This is a genomic window from Nesterenkonia sp. NBAIMH1 (assembly GCF_007922635.1).
Classification (GTDB): domain Bacteria; phylum Actinomycetota; class Actinomycetes; order Actinomycetales; family Micrococcaceae; genus Nesterenkonia; species Nesterenkonia pannonica.
This window is the reverse complement of record NZ_CP042335.1, coordinates 223,050-237,938: the sequence shown is the minus strand read 5'-3', so window position 1 is coordinate 237,938 and position 14,889 is coordinate 223,050. Positions and strand designations below refer to the sequence as shown.

At 67.6% G+C, this 14,889-nt stretch carries 14 protein-coding genes; 9 read left to right on the top strand and 5 right to left on the bottom strand.

What is annotated here, in order from left to right; all coding sequences use genetic code 11:
• Positions 1-77: 77 nt before the first annotated feature.
• From FS388_RS01085 to FS388_RS01065, 5 genes are all read left to right on the top strand, one after another.
• Positions 78-851, top strand: coding sequence for a fasciclin domain-containing protein (locus tag FS388_RS01085; protein ID WP_246836246.1), 774 nt, complete (start codon positions 78-80; stop codon positions 849-851).
• 191 nt (positions 852-1,042) lie between these two features.
• On the top strand, positions 1,043-1,654 hold the full coding sequence (locus tag FS388_RS01080) for a sigma-70 family RNA polymerase sigma factor (RefSeq protein WP_146338885.1): 612 nt from the start codon (positions 1,043-1,045) through the stop codon (positions 1,652-1,654).
• On the top strand, positions 1,644-2,120 hold the full coding sequence (locus FS388_RS01075; protein WP_146338883.1) for a hypothetical protein: 477 nt from the start codon (positions 1,644-1,646) through the stop codon (positions 2,118-2,120). Before FS388_RS01080 ends, FS388_RS01075 begins: the two co-directional genes overlap by 11 nt.
• 16 nt (positions 2,121-2,136) lie before the next feature.
• Positions 2,137-2,412: an anti-sigma factor domain-containing protein gene (locus FS388_RS01070; protein ID WP_371708474.1), complete on the top strand. Its 276-nt coding sequence runs from the start codon at positions 2,137-2,139 to the stop codon at positions 2,410-2,412.
• Between the two features lie 39 nt (positions 2,413-2,451).
• Complete coding sequence (locus tag FS388_RS01065) at positions 2,452-4,020, top strand: molybdopterin-dependent oxidoreductase (protein ID WP_146338879.1); 1,569 nt, start codon at positions 2,452-2,454, stop codon at positions 4,018-4,020.
• A gap of 25 nt (positions 4,021-4,045) precedes the next feature.
• Here FS388_RS01065 and FS388_RS01060 read toward each other — a convergent pair whose 3' ends face one another.
• Positions 4,046-4,684: a hypothetical protein gene (locus FS388_RS01060; protein WP_146338877.1), complete on the bottom strand. Its 639-nt coding sequence runs from the start codon at positions 4,682-4,684 to the stop codon at positions 4,046-4,048.
• Between the two features lie 250 nt (positions 4,685-4,934).
• Here FS388_RS01060 and FS388_RS01055 point away from each other — a divergent pair, with 250 nt between their 5' ends.
• The 3 genes from FS388_RS01055 (at position 4,935) to FS388_RS01045 (ending at position 9,639) form a co-directional block, all read left to right on the top strand.
• Positions 4,935-6,329, top strand: a complete 1,395-nt coding sequence (locus FS388_RS01055; protein ID WP_210410265.1) for a DEAD/DEAH box helicase — start codon at positions 4,935-4,937, stop codon at positions 6,327-6,329.
• A 28-nt stretch (positions 6,330-6,357) separates the two neighbouring features.
• Positions 6,358-7,248, top strand: a complete 891-nt coding sequence (locus FS388_RS01050; protein WP_146338875.1) for an NADPH-dependent oxidoreductase — start codon at positions 6,358-6,360, stop codon at positions 7,246-7,248.
• 117 nt (positions 7,249-7,365) lie between these two features.
• Positions 7,366-9,639 carry a catalase gene (locus FS388_RS01045; protein WP_168198721.1) on the top strand — a complete coding sequence of 758 codons (2,274 nt, stop codon included), beginning with the start codon at positions 7,366-7,368 and terminating at the stop codon, positions 9,637-9,639.
• Positions 9,640-9,655: 16 nt separating this feature from the next.
• Here the strand turns inward: FS388_RS01045 and FS388_RS01040 are convergent, their stop codons facing one another.
• Genes FS388_RS01040 through FS388_RS01025 form a run of 4 tightly spaced genes read right to left on the bottom strand, consistent with a single transcriptional unit; the run spans position 9,656 to position 13,891 of the window.
• The gene (locus tag FS388_RS01040) at positions 9,656-11,062 is read right to left on the bottom strand and encodes an L-serine ammonia-lyase (RefSeq protein WP_146338871.1); all 1,407 of its coding nucleotides are present in this window, start codon (positions 11,060-11,062) and stop codon (positions 9,656-9,658) included.
• Between the two features lie 21 nt (positions 11,063-11,083).
• On the bottom strand, positions 11,084-12,298 hold the full coding sequence (locus tag FS388_RS01035; RefSeq protein ID WP_146338869.1) for an aromatic ring-hydroxylating dioxygenase subunit alpha: 1,215 nt from the start codon (positions 12,296-12,298) through the stop codon (positions 11,084-11,086).
• A 10-nt stretch (positions 12,299-12,308) separates the two neighbouring features.
• The gene (locus FS388_RS01030; RefSeq protein WP_146338867.1) at positions 12,309-13,547 is read right to left on the bottom strand and encodes an NAD(P)/FAD-dependent oxidoreductase; all 1,239 of its coding nucleotides are present in this window, start codon (positions 13,545-13,547) and stop codon (positions 12,309-12,311) included.
• A complete protein-coding gene (locus FS388_RS01025) occupies positions 13,544-13,891 on the bottom strand; it encodes a bifunctional 3-phenylpropionate/cinnamic acid dioxygenase ferredoxin subunit (RefSeq protein ID WP_146338865.1) in 348 nt (115 codons plus the stop codon). The genes FS388_RS01030 and FS388_RS01025 overlap by 4 nt, the downstream gene beginning before the upstream one ends.
• A gap of 170 nt (positions 13,892-14,061) precedes the next feature.
• On the opposite strand from FS388_RS01025, the gene FS388_RS01020 reads away from it, so the two are divergent.
• Positions 14,062-14,826 carry an IclR family transcriptional regulator gene (locus tag FS388_RS01020; protein ID WP_146338863.1) on the top strand — a complete coding sequence of 255 codons (765 nt, stop codon included), beginning with the start codon at positions 14,062-14,064 and terminating at the stop codon, positions 14,824-14,826.
• The last annotated feature ends 63 nt before the right edge of the window (positions 14,827-14,889 follow it).

The window sequence follows — 14,889 nt, the reverse complement described above, 5'->3', positions numbered from 1 at the left end:
CCGAACAGCAGGTACGCAGGCCGCAGACAAGGATGTGAAGGCGGCCTGTCCCCACAGTTCTATAGGAGATTTCAGCCATGAACACCCACATGCGCACGGCAAGCAAGTTCCTGGGAATCGGCACAATCGCCCTGCTGGGTCTGACGGCCTGCAACGACGGGGGCGGCGAGGATGCGCCCGAGGAGGACCAGGACACCACCCAGACCGATGAGGACATGACCCAGGACGAGCCCATGGATGATGAGGCCGGCACCGAGGGGGACATGGACGACGAGGACATGGATGAGGACGCCGACCAGGACATGGAGGAAGGCGCCGAGGACAGTGCGGACGAGGAGATGGACCCAGCCGCCAACCTCGTCGGCCCAGGCTGTGAGGCCTACGCCGAAGAGGTCCCCGAGGGTGACGGATCAGTCGACGGCATGGCCCAGGACCCAGTCGCCACCGCAGCCTCGAACAACCCCATGCTCACCACTCTCACCAGTGCCGTGTCCGGGGAGCTGAACCCAGACGTGGACCTCGTGGACACCCTCAACGGTGACGAGTTCACCGTTCTCGCCCCAACGGATGACGCCTTCGGCGAAGTGCCCGAGGAAGACCTGAACGCGCTCGCCGAGGACGCTGAGGCGCTCAACGATGTGCTCACCTACCACGTGATCCCGGGCCAGATGGACCCGGATGAGATCGAGGGCGAGCACGAGACCGTCAACGGTGAGATGGTCACCATCACCGGTGAGGGCGACGACCTGATGTTCGACGAAGCCGGACTCGTCTGCGGCGGAGTCCAGACCGACAATGCCGTGGTCTACATGATCGACGGCGTTCTGATGCCTGCGGCCTCCGAGGAGTAACTCCCTCCCTCTCCCTCTTCTCGGAAGAGCCGCACCGCGCCGATGCCCCTCGGCGCACCAGCGATGGCGGCGCCTCAGACTGTTCCTGCGGACAGGTCAGGCGCCGCCATCGCCTCATTGCAGAGAATTCGGAGCCGACGGCTCGCCCCAATCAGCTCGTGATCAGACCCCTCCCATGGCAAGCTTGAGAAATGTCCCCACCCCACCCGCAGGACGAGAGCCTCGGAGCCTCGTCGGCCTCAGAGGCAGAGCAGGATGCCTGCGGCGCACTGCTCGTGCGGATTCAGCGCCAGGACGAGCAGGCCTTCGAAACGCTGTACCGCGAGCACGGCAGCGTGCTTCTGGCCACTATTCTGCGGCTGGTGCGCAACCGGGCCCTGGCAGAAGAGGTCCTTCAGGATGTGTTCTTCGAAGTGTGGACCAGGGCGCACTCCTTCCGCGCTGAGGCCGGCACAGGCCGGGCGTGGCTGACGACGATGTGCCGCCGGCGAGCGATCGACAGGGTGCGCTCCGTCCAGGCCCAGCAGAACCGCGACTTCGCCGAAGGCCTCAAGCAGGCCCCTGAGGTGGAGCCGGACATACAGACCGAGGCCCTGAACCACGTGGAGGCCATCCGTCTCAACACCGCTCTGAAGGGACTGCCCGCCGAGCAGGCGCGAGCGATAGCCATGGCCTACTATCAGGACCTGTCCCACAGCGAGATTGCGGCGGCGCTCAGCACGCCGCTGGGAACCGTGAAGTCACGAATACGAGACGGAATGAAGCGGCTGCGAGCCCAGCTGGAGGTGAACGATGCACGCTGATCACGAATACCTCGCGGCCGGCTTCGTGCTCGGCGGCCTCACGCCCGAGGAGGACGCAGCGGCACAGTCCCTCTACGAGGCAGACACGGACTTCCAGCTCGAGGTCGCCGCATTCTCCGAGACCATGGCGGCGCTCGCCGAGTCCGACGAGCCCGTGCAGCCCAGCGCCGATCTTGACACGGCCATTCTGGGCATACCGAGCCGGACTGCGGTGGACCGCCCCGCACGCACCGACAGCGCATCGGAGGCCGAGGTCAGCCCCCGGCCGGCGCGCTCGGGCCGGCCCCGCATCACTGGCCTCTTCGCTCTGGCTGCGGCCACGCTTGCGCTGGTCGCCGCAGCCCTGGGCGTGCTGCTGGTGAATCAGATCAACCAGATGCAGCAGGTGGAGGAGTCGCTCACCGCGGAGGAGCAGCGGCGGGAGCAGATGGAGCTGCTCCTCGGAGCCCCCCGATCTCTCGGCTGAGCACGCCGAATCTGCCGTGGGCGGGAGCGTGACGGTCACCTACTCGCTGGATGCGCAGATGATCCACATCGTGCCCCACAACCTCCCCGCGCCCTCCGAGGACCAAGCCATGCAGATGTGGCTCATCGGGGAGGAGGGCCCTCAGAGCCTGGGACTGATGAGCGGCGGCGACGGCTCGGAGATGCTCGCGGCCGTAGAGCTTGACGAGGGCGCGGCATTCGGCGTCACCATCGAACCGTCGGGAGGCTCCCCTCAGCCCTCCGACGACCCCATCATTGTGGCTGATCTCTGATCCGCCATCCGAGCAGGCCCACGGCTCCGAACACCGGTCATGACCCGAACTGACCCCTCACCCGGAGCATCACCGAGCCTGCTGCGCTGCGCGGCGGCCGGAATCGCGGCGGCCGCCGTCTTTCTGGGAATCGCGGATGTCGTCGCCCGGTTCTTCGCGCCTTCCTCCTCGCCGCTGGTCGCCCTCGGGAACACCATCATCGGGGCATCCCCGCCCGGGCTGCAGGAATTCGCCATCTCGGTGTTCGGGAGCAGCAACAAGCTGGTGCTGTTCCTCAGCATGGGCCTCGGCGGGGCCGCCGCAGCGGCGCTGATCGGCATGCTCGCCCGGCGCAGCCTTGGCCTGGGAGCCGCCGCTTTCGCCGTCGTCGCCGCCTCACTGGCAGCCGTGGTTCTGACGCGCCCGGACGCAGGACCGGCAGATGCTGTGCCCACACTCACAGGTGCGGCCTTGGGAGTCTCCCTGCTGGCTGCCCTGATCCTGACGGCGTGGAGCGCAGCGACACGGTCGCAGGCCGATGCGGTAGCGGAAGCTGCGGCCTCGCGGCGAGCGTTCCTCGGACTGGCGGCGGCCGGCACCGCCGCTGCGGGGGTCTCGTTCGCCCTGGGACGCTCCGTGCGGACATTCGGCCGCGAAGCTGTGGGAGCCGTCGGACGCCTGGTCCTGCCGTCACCGGCGGTTCGTGCGGCCATCGTTCCGGAGTCCGCATCATCCGGCGCAGCGGGGGCCGCGCCCTTCATCACCCCCAACTCGGACTTCTACCGCATCGACACCGCACTGGCCGTCCCGGAGCTGCACCCGGACGAGTGGACGCTGCGCATCCACGGACTGGTGGAGAACGAGGTCATGATCGATATGCATGAGCTGCTCGAGCTGCCGCTGGAGGAGCACCACATCACCCTGACCTGCGTGTCCAACCCCGTCGGAGGGGATCTGGTGGGCAACGCATCATGGCTGGGATACCCGGTCCGGCAGCTGCTGGCCGAGGCGGGACCCCTGCCGGAGGCCGACATGGTGCTCTCGCAGTCGATCGACGGATTCACCGCATCCACGCCTCTTGAGGCACTGACCGACGAGCGCAGCTCACTCCTTGCCGTCGGGATGAACGGTGAGCCCCTGCCGGCTGAGCACGGGTACCCGGCGCGCCTGGTCGTGCCCGGCCTCTACGGGTACGTCTCAGCGACCAAATGGGTGGTTGACCTGGAGGTCACTCGCTTCGACCGCGAGACCGCCTATTGGACCGACCGTGGGTGGGACGAACGGGCTCCGGTCCTCGTCGCCTCACGCATCGAAGTGCCCAGCCCTCTGGAGACTCTGCCCGCAGGCGACGTGGTGATCGCAGGCAGTGCGTGGGCTCAGCACGTCGGCATCGAGCGCGTGGAGGTGCAGATCGACGGCGGTGAGTGGGAGCCGGCAGAGCTGAGCTCTGAGGTGTCGATCGACACCTGGCGTCAGTGGCGGCACATGTTCTCCGACGCTCAGCCCGGACGGCATTGGGTGTCAGTGCGTGCCATCAGCGCCGACGGTGAAGTCCAGACCGGGGACCGCCGGGACCCCATACCGAACGCGGCCACGGGTCGCCACCGCATCGACTTCGAGGTGCAGTAGCGCAGGGCTGCTGCCGATGGGCTGATCAGGCGTCCTTCGGCGCCGTCTCCATCAGGGCGGCCTTCCAAGAGCCGAAGAAGCTGCGGAGAGCGGCGCCGGAGGGCAGATCGTCTTGCCCCGCGGCCATCCGGTCCTTACGCCACTGCAGGTAGTTCTGGTAGCTGGACGAGATCCCCTCTGATGCAGCGTGCTGCTGGAATGTCCGCATGGCGGATCTGAACTGATCCGGGGCGAACTTCGCTGCGCCGAATGCCTCATCGGTGCTCCGTTCGGCGACGCCGAGCCCAGCATCGCGCAGCGCCTGGCTCCATGACCCGCCCGCGCGTCTGAGGAGCGTCGTGCTGCCCGCCGGCCAGACTGCCCTGCCCTTGGCCTGAGCCAGCCCATGCTCACTGAGGAATTCACGCCGAATACGGTCGTAGTGCTGTGCAGAGATGCTCAGAGCAGGATCGTCGCCAGTGTCGGCCGCGTGCACCCCGCCGCTGACACTGGCGAGCACCTCGTCCGTGGTCTCCGCGCAGCCCTGGCGCCTCAGCTGGTCGGACACCTCCGAGGCCATCTCGTCCTCCAGTGCGGAGACGGGCCCGGTGAGGCGGTGCTTGCGCGCCACAGCGAACAGGAGGCTTGCGCGGAGGGCGATGTCGGTCATGGGTGCACTGGGCATGCCATGATCCTACGGAGGTTTGGGGTCAACGGTGTATGGTGGAGTGTTTGGTGCTCAGAGCACCTGCGTCGTAGGAACGCTTTCGTCCAGCCGGGAGGCCTCTTCAGGTCCGTCCCCGCGCTTGAGCATTGACCGTCTCGCGGCGAACCAGACGCGCCGACCGGCGCGCCTGTGACCAGCCAGAGGCCCGTCGCACCTTCGCGGATTGATCTGGCACACGCGGAAAGGCACCACCATCTCCACCCCCACCATCACCGAGTCAGAGCAGTCTGTCTCCGCCGAAGCCGAGCAGCAGACATTCGCCGACCTCGGAGTCCCCGCACCCCTGACGCGCAGGCTGGCCGCCGAAGGCAAGTTCATCGCCTTCCCCATTCAGGCTGCCACGCTCCCTGACACCCTCCAGGGCAGGGACGTCCTCGGACGCGGCAAGACCGGCTCGGGCAAGACCATCGCCTTCGCCCTGCCCCTCGTCGCCCGACTGGGTGAGAGCGGCGCCGAGCGGAAGCCGCGCAGGCCCAGGGCACTGGTCCTGGCGCCCACCCGCGAGCTTGCAACCCAGATCGACGCCGTCATCGCGCCCCTGGCCGAGACCTACGGCATGACGACCGCCACCATCTTCGGCGGCGTGAGCCAGAAGCCGCAGGAGAAGGCCCTGAACAGAGGCGTCGACATCGTCGTGGCCTGCCCAGGTCGCCTGGAGGACCTGCTGAAGCAGGGCGTGCTGAACCTCGACAGCGCCGCCGTGACCGTCCTGGACGAAGCAGACCACATGGCCGACCTCGGCTTCCTTCCCGGCGTCACCCGCATCCTGGGGCAGACCCCGGCGGACGCGCAGCGGCTCTTCTTCTCCGCCACACTGGACAACGGCGTCGACAAGCTCGTCAAGCGCTTCCTGACCGACCCCCTGCACCACTCCGTGGACGAGGCGACGAGCCACGTCTCCGCCATGACGCACCATGTCTTCGAGGTTCACCCGGACCGCAAGAAGGACCTTGTGCATGAGCTGGCGTCCGGGCAGGGCCGTCGACTCCTCTTCACCCGCACCAAGCACCAGGCGAAGAACCTCGCGAAGAAGCTCGCAGCCCAGGGCGTCCCCGCCGTCGACCTTCACGGCAACCTCTCCCAGGCCAAGCGCGACAAGAACCTGGCGGCCTTCAGCGACGGCTCGGTGCGGGTGCTCGTTGCCACCGACGTGGCCGCACGCGGAGTCCACGTCGACGAGATCGAGCTCGTCGTCCACGTCGACCCGCCCGCAGAGCACAAGGCCTACCTCCACCGCTCAGGACGCACCGCACGAGCCGGAAGCGCCGGCGACGTCGTCACAGTGATGCTGCCCGAGCAGCGACGCGACACCGAATCGCTCCTGCGCAAGGCCGGCATCAAGGTCAAGCCGGCGGCAGTCTCCACGGACTCCCCGGAGGTCACCGCCCTGGTCGGTGAGCGAGCTGCCTACGTGGAGCCCGCACCGGTGCAGCCCAACGACAGCCGCGGCGGCGGCCAAGGATCGCGACGCGGCGGCGGCGGAGGACGCAGCGGCGGCCGAGGTGCCCCGCGCAGCGGCTCCGGAGGCGGCAGCAGCAGAGGCGGACAGTCGAGGAACTCACGCGGCGGCCGCGGACGCCGCAGCTCCTCGCCCGGAGCCTGAGCACGCCCGTCTTGTTAGGTTGAGGGCCATGACTGAGCAGCCAGCCCCATCAGCCCATTGCACGTCCCAGCCCGGCGGGGGTACCGCCGGGCTGGCCTCCGCTGGCCCGGCCGACCGGCTCCGCTCCCGGTACGGCCACCCCGTGGGCTGGCAGCCGCCGGAGTGGAACGACACCCTCGACCTGATGCTGCGGCACCGCTCAACCCGTCGCTACCTCGACAAGCACGTGCCGGAGGAGACCCTGCGCACCGTGATTGCCGCGGCTCAGTCTGCGCCCACCTCGTCAAACCAGCAGATCATCTCCGCTCTGGCCATCAGGGACCAGGCAAAGAAGGACGCGGTCGCCGAGATCGGGGGCCCCTTCCAGAAGCACATCAAGCATGCGCCGGTCCTGGTGATCTGGCTCATCGACTTCAGCAGGGCCAAGCATCTCGCCGACGAGGCCCAGCGCGACCCCGTCGGACTGGACTATCTCGACATTGCGCTGGTGGGAGCCTGCGACGCTGGGATCCACGCGCAGAACGCACTCGTTGCCGCCCAGTCGCTCGGCCTGGGCGGGGTCTACCTGGGCTCTGTCCGCAATGACTCGGAGAAGCTGGCCGAGGTGCTCGACCTTCCCTCCGACGTCATCCCGTTCGTCGGCATGGAGCTGGGCTACCCGGACCCGGACGAGGAAGCAGGCATCAAGCCCCGTCTTCCCCAGGAGAGCTTTCTGCATATCGACGCGTACGACGCCGACGCAGTGCCTGAGCAGATCCGCGTCTATGAGGAGACCCTCGCTGAGTACTACCGCGACTACGACATGGATCCGTCGTGGGGCCGTCGTCTGGTGAGCCGGCTGGGGGAGAAGGCGACATTCGCCACCCAGAGGCACAGACTTGCAGACTTTCTGCGGAGTCGAGGGCTCGGGCTGAAGTGAGCGTCTCAGCGGGAGGCGACGGCGGCGCGGTCGCCTGAGCGCTGAAGCGCCAGGCAACGCACAGGCAGCGTCTCGAAGAGCTTCAGGGTGTCTTCCTAGCGTGGGGTCGTGGCCCGGATGCCTGCGCACCAGTCTGCGGCTCCGGCCTCAGACCATGTTGCACCCATTGGTAAGGACCCCGCCATGAAGGACATCCGCATACCCGGCGCACCGCAGGAAGAGCCTGTTCCTGAGAAGCAGCCCACGGCACCCGCAGCTCCTCCCGAGGCCAAGCCTGACCAGGAGGGCCCGCAGGAGGTGAGCCCTACGGGTGTGCCCCAGCCCGGAGCTTCACAGGCCCGCCGCCAGCAGGGGGAGCACCTCACCACCGCACAGGGCGCCCGCGTGCGCAGCACTGACCATTCCCTCCGAGCCGGTGCGCGCGGCCCGACCCTCCTGCAGGACCACCACCTGCGGGAGAAGATCATGCACTTCGACCACGAGCGCATCCCTGAGCGCGCGGTCCACGCCAGGGGCGCCGCCGCGCACGGCGTGTTCGAGTCCTACGGGACCGGCGAGAAGCTCACCCAGGCGGGCTTCCTCGCCGAGAAGACGACCACACCCGTCTTTCTCCGCTTCTCCACCGTGCTGGGCAACCGCGGATCCGCCGATACGGTGCGCGACACACGCGGCTTCTCGGTGAAGTTCTACACCGATGAGGGAACCTTTGACCTGGTCGCCAACAACATCCCGGTGTTCTTCATCCAGGACGGCATCAAGTTCCCCGATCTGATCCATGCGGCCAAGCCGCACCCTGACCGCGAGATTCCTCAGGCCCAGTCAGCTCACGACACCTTCTGGGACTTCGTCTCGCTGCACACCGAGGCCCAGCATCACACCCTGTGGAACATGTCTGACCGCGGCATCCCGCGCTCCTACCGCATGATGGAGGGCTTCGGCGTCCACACATTCCGCATGATCAGCGCCGAGGGCGAGACGAGCCTGGTGAAGTTCCACTTCAAGCCCAAGCTCGGCGTGCATTCCCTGACGTGGGAGGAGGCGCTGATGACCAACGGAGTGGATCCGGACTTCCACCGGCGCGACCTCGCCGATGCGATCGAGAAGGGCGCCTTCCCTGAGTGGGAGTTCGGGGTCCAGGTCTTTCCGGACACTGAGGACCAGACGTTCGAGGGCATCGACCTGCTGGATCCCACCAAGATCGTGCCCGAGGAGCTTGCTCCTGTGCACCCTCTGGGCAAGCTGACGCTCAACGCCAACCCGACCAACTACTTCGCGGAGACGGAGCAGGTCGCGTATCACCCGGGCCACCTGCCTCCGGGCATCGACGTGACCGATGATGCGCTGCTCCAGGCCCGGCTCTTCAGCTACCTGGACACCCAACTCACGCGGCTGGGCGGCCCAAACTTCAGCCAGATTCCCATCAACCGCCCGAAGGCCCAGGTCAACGACAACCTGCGCGACGGGTTCCACCAGAGCGCCGTCCACACCGGTGTCGCCCCCTACCACCCCAGCGGACTCAACGGCGGCAACCCCCACCCGGTCTCCGACGCGGATGGGAAGGCACCTCCTGCCCTCATCGACGTCCCCCAGGCGGTTGCTGGAGAGAAGGTCCGCAGCAAGCCCGCAAGCTTCGAGGACCACTACAGCCAGGCCACGCTGTTCTACCGCAGCCTGACCCGCACCGAGCAGCAGCACACCATCCAGGCCTACACCTTCGAGCTCGGCAAGTGCTACGACCTCACCATCCAGACGCGGCAGCTGCAGTGCCTGGCCAATATCGACGCTGAGCTGGTCAGTGCAGTGGCCGAAGGGCTCGGACAGCTCGTGCCTGGGCCCACTGAGCCGCCCGCTGATGATGTCACTGTCTCACCGGCGCTCTCACAGATCGGGCAGAGCTACCCGATCGACGGCCGGCTCATTGCGGTCGTGGTGGACGAATCCTCGGAGTCCTCAGAGATCCAGAGGATCAGGCAGGACCTCGACGCCCGAGGGCTGGTGCCGCTGGTCGTCGCTCCCACCGGAGCGCCGCTGAGCAACGGGGTACACCCCCAGCGGACCTACCTGACCGCCCGCTCCATCGAGTTCGATGCCATCATCTTCGCGACGGGCCCCTCGAAGGCTGCGGCGGGCGCCGACCCGGACACGGACCAGAAGCTCGGGGACCCCGTCGGAGTCTCCAACGTTGACCCGCGGCTGACCCTGATGGCCGGCGAGGCCTACCGGCACTCCAAGGCGATGGTCTTCGCCGAGGGCTCCGCGGTGCTCACCTCAGCCGGGATCCAGGCCGGAACCCCCGGGGTGCTGGTGGGCGAGCCGCGCTCTCAGCTTGCGGAGCTCTTCGAGCTGCTGGGCGCGCACCGCGTCTGGGAGCGATTCTCGCCCGCCGTCTGAGGCCAACGCCGCCTGCTCAGCACTCCACGACGCTGACCGCGAGGCCGCCGAGGGCTGTCTCCTTGTACTTCTCGGACATGTCCTTGCCGGTCTCGCGCATCGTCGCGATCACCTCAGAGAGCGAGACGCGGTGCTCACCGTCTCCCATCAGCGCCATGCGGGCGGCATTCACCGCTTTGCCGGCCGCGATTGCGTTGCGTTCGATGCAGGGCACCTGTACGAGCCCTCCGACGGGGTCGCAGGTCAGCCCCAGGCTGTGCTCCATGGCGATCTCAGCCGCGTTCTCCACCTGCGCAGGAGTGCCGCCGAGCACTTCGCACAGACCCGCGGCCGCCATGGATGAGGCCGACCCCACCTCACCCTGGCAGCCGACCTCAGCCCCGGAGATGGAGGCCTGCTCCTTATAGAGCACTCCCACGGCCGCTGCGGTGAGAAGGTAGGTGGTCACAATGCGCTCGCGGTCCTCAGCCCGGGCGAAGCTGGATCCCGCACCGTAGTGCGTGGCGTAGACCCCCACAGCAGGGATGATCCCTGCAGCCCCGTTGGTCGGCGCAGTGACCACACGGCCGCCGGAGGCGTTCTCCTCGTTGACGGCCAAGGCCGTGAGGTTCACCCACTCCTGCCAATACGCGTAGCTGCGGGTGGGGTCCTCAGCCGAGAGCCGAGCGTGCCAGTCCGGCGCGCGACGCCGCACCTTCAGCCCTCCTGGAAGCGGGCCGCTTCGAGTCAGAGCGGAGTTCCTGCACTCCTCCATCACTGTCCATATCTGAAGGATGCCCTCACGGACGTCCTTCTCGGAGCGCAGGGCTGATTCATCGGCGAGCATGATCTCCGACATCGGCATGCCGGTGGCTCGGACGTGAGCCATCAGCTCCTCGGGTGAGGCGAAGGGATGGGGAACCTCCGGGGTCTGATGGGCGGCCGCAGCCTCCTCGGCCGAGGACTCAGCCAGGACGAAGCCTCCGCCCACCGAGTAGTAGGTGTCCTCGGCCAGCAGTGCGCCCGCTGCGTCGTAGGCCTTCAGCCGCATGGCGTTGGTATGCCGAGGCAGGACTGTCAGCGGCCGCATGGCGAAGTCCTCGACCCTCAGCGGCACGGGCTGGCCGAAGCCCAGCCGGTCAGCGAACCGGATCGCGCCGGCGGCCTGGATATCGGCAGTCCGCGACTCCGCCTGAGCGGGCAGAAGAGTCTCCGGATCCCACCCCTCCAGGCCGAGAAGCACGGCGGGGAATGTTCCATGGCCGTGCCCGGTCGCTGCCAGTGATCCGAAGAGATCCACGGTCACGGAGGACACATGCTCCACCGTTCCGGCAGGGGCAAGGTGCTCAGTGAGGAAGAGGCGAGCGGCGCGCATGGGGCCCACCGTGTGCGAGGACGAGGGGCCGATGCCGACCCGGAAGAGGTCGAAGAGGCTGAGCTGCATAGCGGTGCTCGAGCCTTCGGCCTAGGAACCGGCCGCTGCGGCAGGCTCAGACTGGGCTGCGCCCGCGGGCGATGATGCGCGCTCCATGCCGAGGCTCTCGTACCACCAGGTGTGGAACTCCTCGATGTGGTGCTCGCTGGGCACCAGGGCACCGCCGGCCGCGTAGGCCTGGGAGGACATCGAGGGCTGGGTGAGCTCACAGGCGTTGAAGTCCTGCTCGTTGACGCGGTGGAAGAGCTCGACGGACGTGGTGAGGTCCAGCTGCCCGGCGTCGGCCCTCTCCACCACCTCGGGCAGAAACAGCCAGTCGCAGACGACGACCGTGCGCGACTCGGAGACGGGAACCATCCTGTGGATGATCACGTGATCGGGCACCGTGTTGATGAATACATGGGGCTTCACGGTGATCGCGTAGTACTTGCGGTCCTGGCCGGGGACGAGCGACGGAAGCTCCTCGAAGCCCGAGGCGGAGCCGTCCACGGTGAAGCCGCCGATGTCCTCCCCGAAGTTCGACCCGTGGACTTCTCCGTTCTTCCGCTGGGAGGCCAGCCCGTCGGCGAACTCAGGGATCACTTCGGTCAGCTCGGGGTGGATGGTGGCGCAGTGGTAGCACTCCATGAAGTTCTCGATGATGAGCTTCCAGTTCGCTGCGACGTCGTAGGTTTTGGTCTCGCCGCGGCGGAGGCTCTCGATGCCGTAGTTGTCGATTGATTCGACCTGGCCGAACCGGGTGCGGACTTCGCCGAGCACCGTGTCGTCGAAGGAGGGAGGCTCCTCGGCGACGCAGATCCATACGTAGCCCAGCCACTCGCGGACATGGACCAGCTGGAGGCCGTAGCGGCTGCGGTCCACGTCGGGCATGGAGGTCAGGTTCGGCGCAGCCACCAGATCACCCTCGAGGGCGTAGGTCCAGGCGTGGTAGCCGCACTGCAGGGTTCGGCTCTTGCCCTCACCGGTGGTGCACACACGCATTCCTCGGTGGGCGCAGACGTTGAAATATGCTTTGATGCCGGCTTTGCGGGTGCGGGTCACGATGACCTCTTCGCGGCCGATGGTGACGGTCTTCCAGTGGCCGGCTGAGTGCAGGTCGTCGGCCCGCAGTGCGCAGTTCCACATCTTTTCGAAGATCTCCGCCTGTTCGGCCCCGAAGATGCTGGGATCGGTGTAGACGCGGCCGGGGGGAGTGGGACGCAGGGATGAGCCCGGGAGCGGCTCGTCCACGTGCTCGATGATCATGACAGGTCTCCTATGCGGCCAAAGCAGGTGCGGTGGTGCGGATGCGGCGGGTCTTGCGCCATCGGGTGACGTCGCGCAGACGGTTGATGCCGAGGACGCCGATCTCCTCACCGCCGCGGGAGTAGCTGACCAGCAGGTTTCCTTCGCTGGGAGAGCCGTCCAGGACAGTGGTGGTGTCGGCGAGGTGGATGCGTCCGGCGCCCTGAATGCGCAGGTCGAACTGGTCGGACCAGAAGTACGGCTCCTGCAGCACGGCGGGCTGGGCATCGGTGAGGGCAGCGGCCACGACGGCTGCCTCTTCCACAGCCTCCTGCCAGTGCCCGACCGGGCGCAGTCCGGAGGAGTGGGAGGCCCACTGAGCGCAGTCGCCGGCGGCGTAGACCCCCGGCACCTCCGTGGCTCCTGTGTCGTCGCAGAGAACTGCGGAGGTGTCCTGGGTGAGGGTCACCCCGGAGCCCAGCAACCACTCGGTGCGCGGCCGTGCGCCGATCGCGCAGATGACGACCTGCGCCTCGAGCGATGAGTCGTCGGCGAGCAGCACCTCATGGCCCCTGAGAGTGCTGCGCACCGCGCGGGCTCGCGTGGGAGGTGCGAAGCGCACGCCGCGTGCCTCATGGGCTGTGCGGATCGCCTGCCCGACCGGGGAGCCGAGTCGCGCGGCTCCTGGGTTCTCCTCACCTGCGACCACCGTGACGGAGGCCGCGCCGCGCTCGCTGCAGGTCGCAGCGGCCTCCAGGGCGAGGAACCCGCCGCCCAGCACGGCGACGGAGGCTCCGGCGAGCGAGGTGTCGCGCAGCGCGAGCGCGTCGTCCATGTTGCGGAGCACATAGGGGCGGATCGCCGCACTCCACTCCTGGGGCCCGGCTGCGGGGCTGGCTGCGGGCAGCGTGCAGGCCGATGCGCCTGTGGTGATGATGACGGCGTCTGCGGAGTGGAAGGCTCCGTCGGCGGTGCGGACGCCCAGCGGCTCTGTGCCGTTGCGGCTTCCGGCGAGGCCGACCACGCCCAGGCCGCTCACCCAGTCGACCTCGAGGGGATCCTGAGGGTCATCGAGCAGCAGATCCTCCTCAGCGACAGCGCCGGTCAGGTACGCCTTGCTGAGGGCGGGACGGTCGTATGCGGGGCGGATCTCCTCCCCGAAGATGGTGATGCGGCCGCGGTGACCGTGGCGCCGGACCCCGTACGCGGCGTGGTATCCGGCCAGTCCGGCACCGACGATGATGAGGTGGCCGTCTGCTGGGAGGCTCATGCGACCCTCACCCCCGGCGGCAGGTTCGGCTCGGCGCCGGAGAGTTCGACGAAGACTTCGCCGTCGTGCACCTCCACAGTGTGGGCACGGACTCCACGCTTTGCGGGGGGCTGGTCTACGTCGCCGGTGATGAGCGAGAACGTGGACTCATGGAGCGGGCACTCCACACGGCAGTCCTCGACCCATCCGGCAGCCAGCGAGGCGTCTTGGTGGGTGCACGTGTCGTCCAGGGCGTGCACGGTGCCCTCTTCGGTGAGGAAGACCGCGATCGGGGGACTGACCGAGGCGATGCGCAGCCCTTCGCCGGGTGTCAGATCGTTCAGTGAGCATATTCGGAGGCTCATGCTTGCCACCACCACACATTTCGTTTAACGTTGCGGATAATGCAACACCAGTCGCGATGAGCAACAGCGTTAAGGAAAGTGTTCTCCCTCGATGTGGAAACCGTCAAGCATGATGTGACGGGGTGCAGAAAGTTTTACCGAAAAGAAACACACAGAGAAAGGTGCCTCCCATGCCGGACCATGCGGCCGAGCGTGTCAGCCCTGTGCAGTCGGTGGATCGCGCGGCGCGCATCCTGGAGCTGCTGCGGGCTGAGTCGGGCCTGACGATCAGCGAGATCGCACGGCGCCTGAATGTGCACCGGTCGACGGCCTTCCGGCTTCTGGCCACGCTGGAGGATCACGATCTGGTGGAGCAGGAGCAGGCGCGGGGAGGCTTCCGGCTCGGGTTCGGCCTGCTGCGGATGGCCGGGGCCGTCACGGGGCGCATCGATCTGGCGCGCGATGCCCAGCAGGGCTGTGATGCGGCGGCTCGTGAGCTCAATGAAACGGTCAATGCGGCCATCCTGGACGCCGGTGCCGCCATGACGATCACTCAGACCGAGGGCAAGCGCATGATCGGCGTGGCGCAGCAGTACGTGGGTCAGCGCGGACCTCTCCACGCCACGTCGACGGGCAAGGTGCTGCTGGCGCACGCGGATCCGGCGGAGCAGCGACGCGCGACCGGCTCTCCGATGACGGCCTTCACGGCCTCAACCCTCGTCGAGCCGCAGGCCCTGGAGGCGGAGCTGGAGAAGGTGCTGCAGCGCGGCTGGGCCTCGGCTGTCGCTGAGTGGGAGGAGGGGATCAATGCGGTCGCCGTGCCGATCAAGGATGCGATGGGAGGTGTGGTGGCTGCGCTGTCGGTGACGGCGCCGGCCTTCCGTCTGCCGGAGTCGCGGTTCGACGAGTGCGTTGAGATTCTGCGCGAGGCAGCGTCCTTTATTTCTGGGACGTAAAAATATTCTGTGCGGGGGTGTGCCCTCTTGGCTGCACCGGCATCTCGTCCTAGGCTTGTCTCA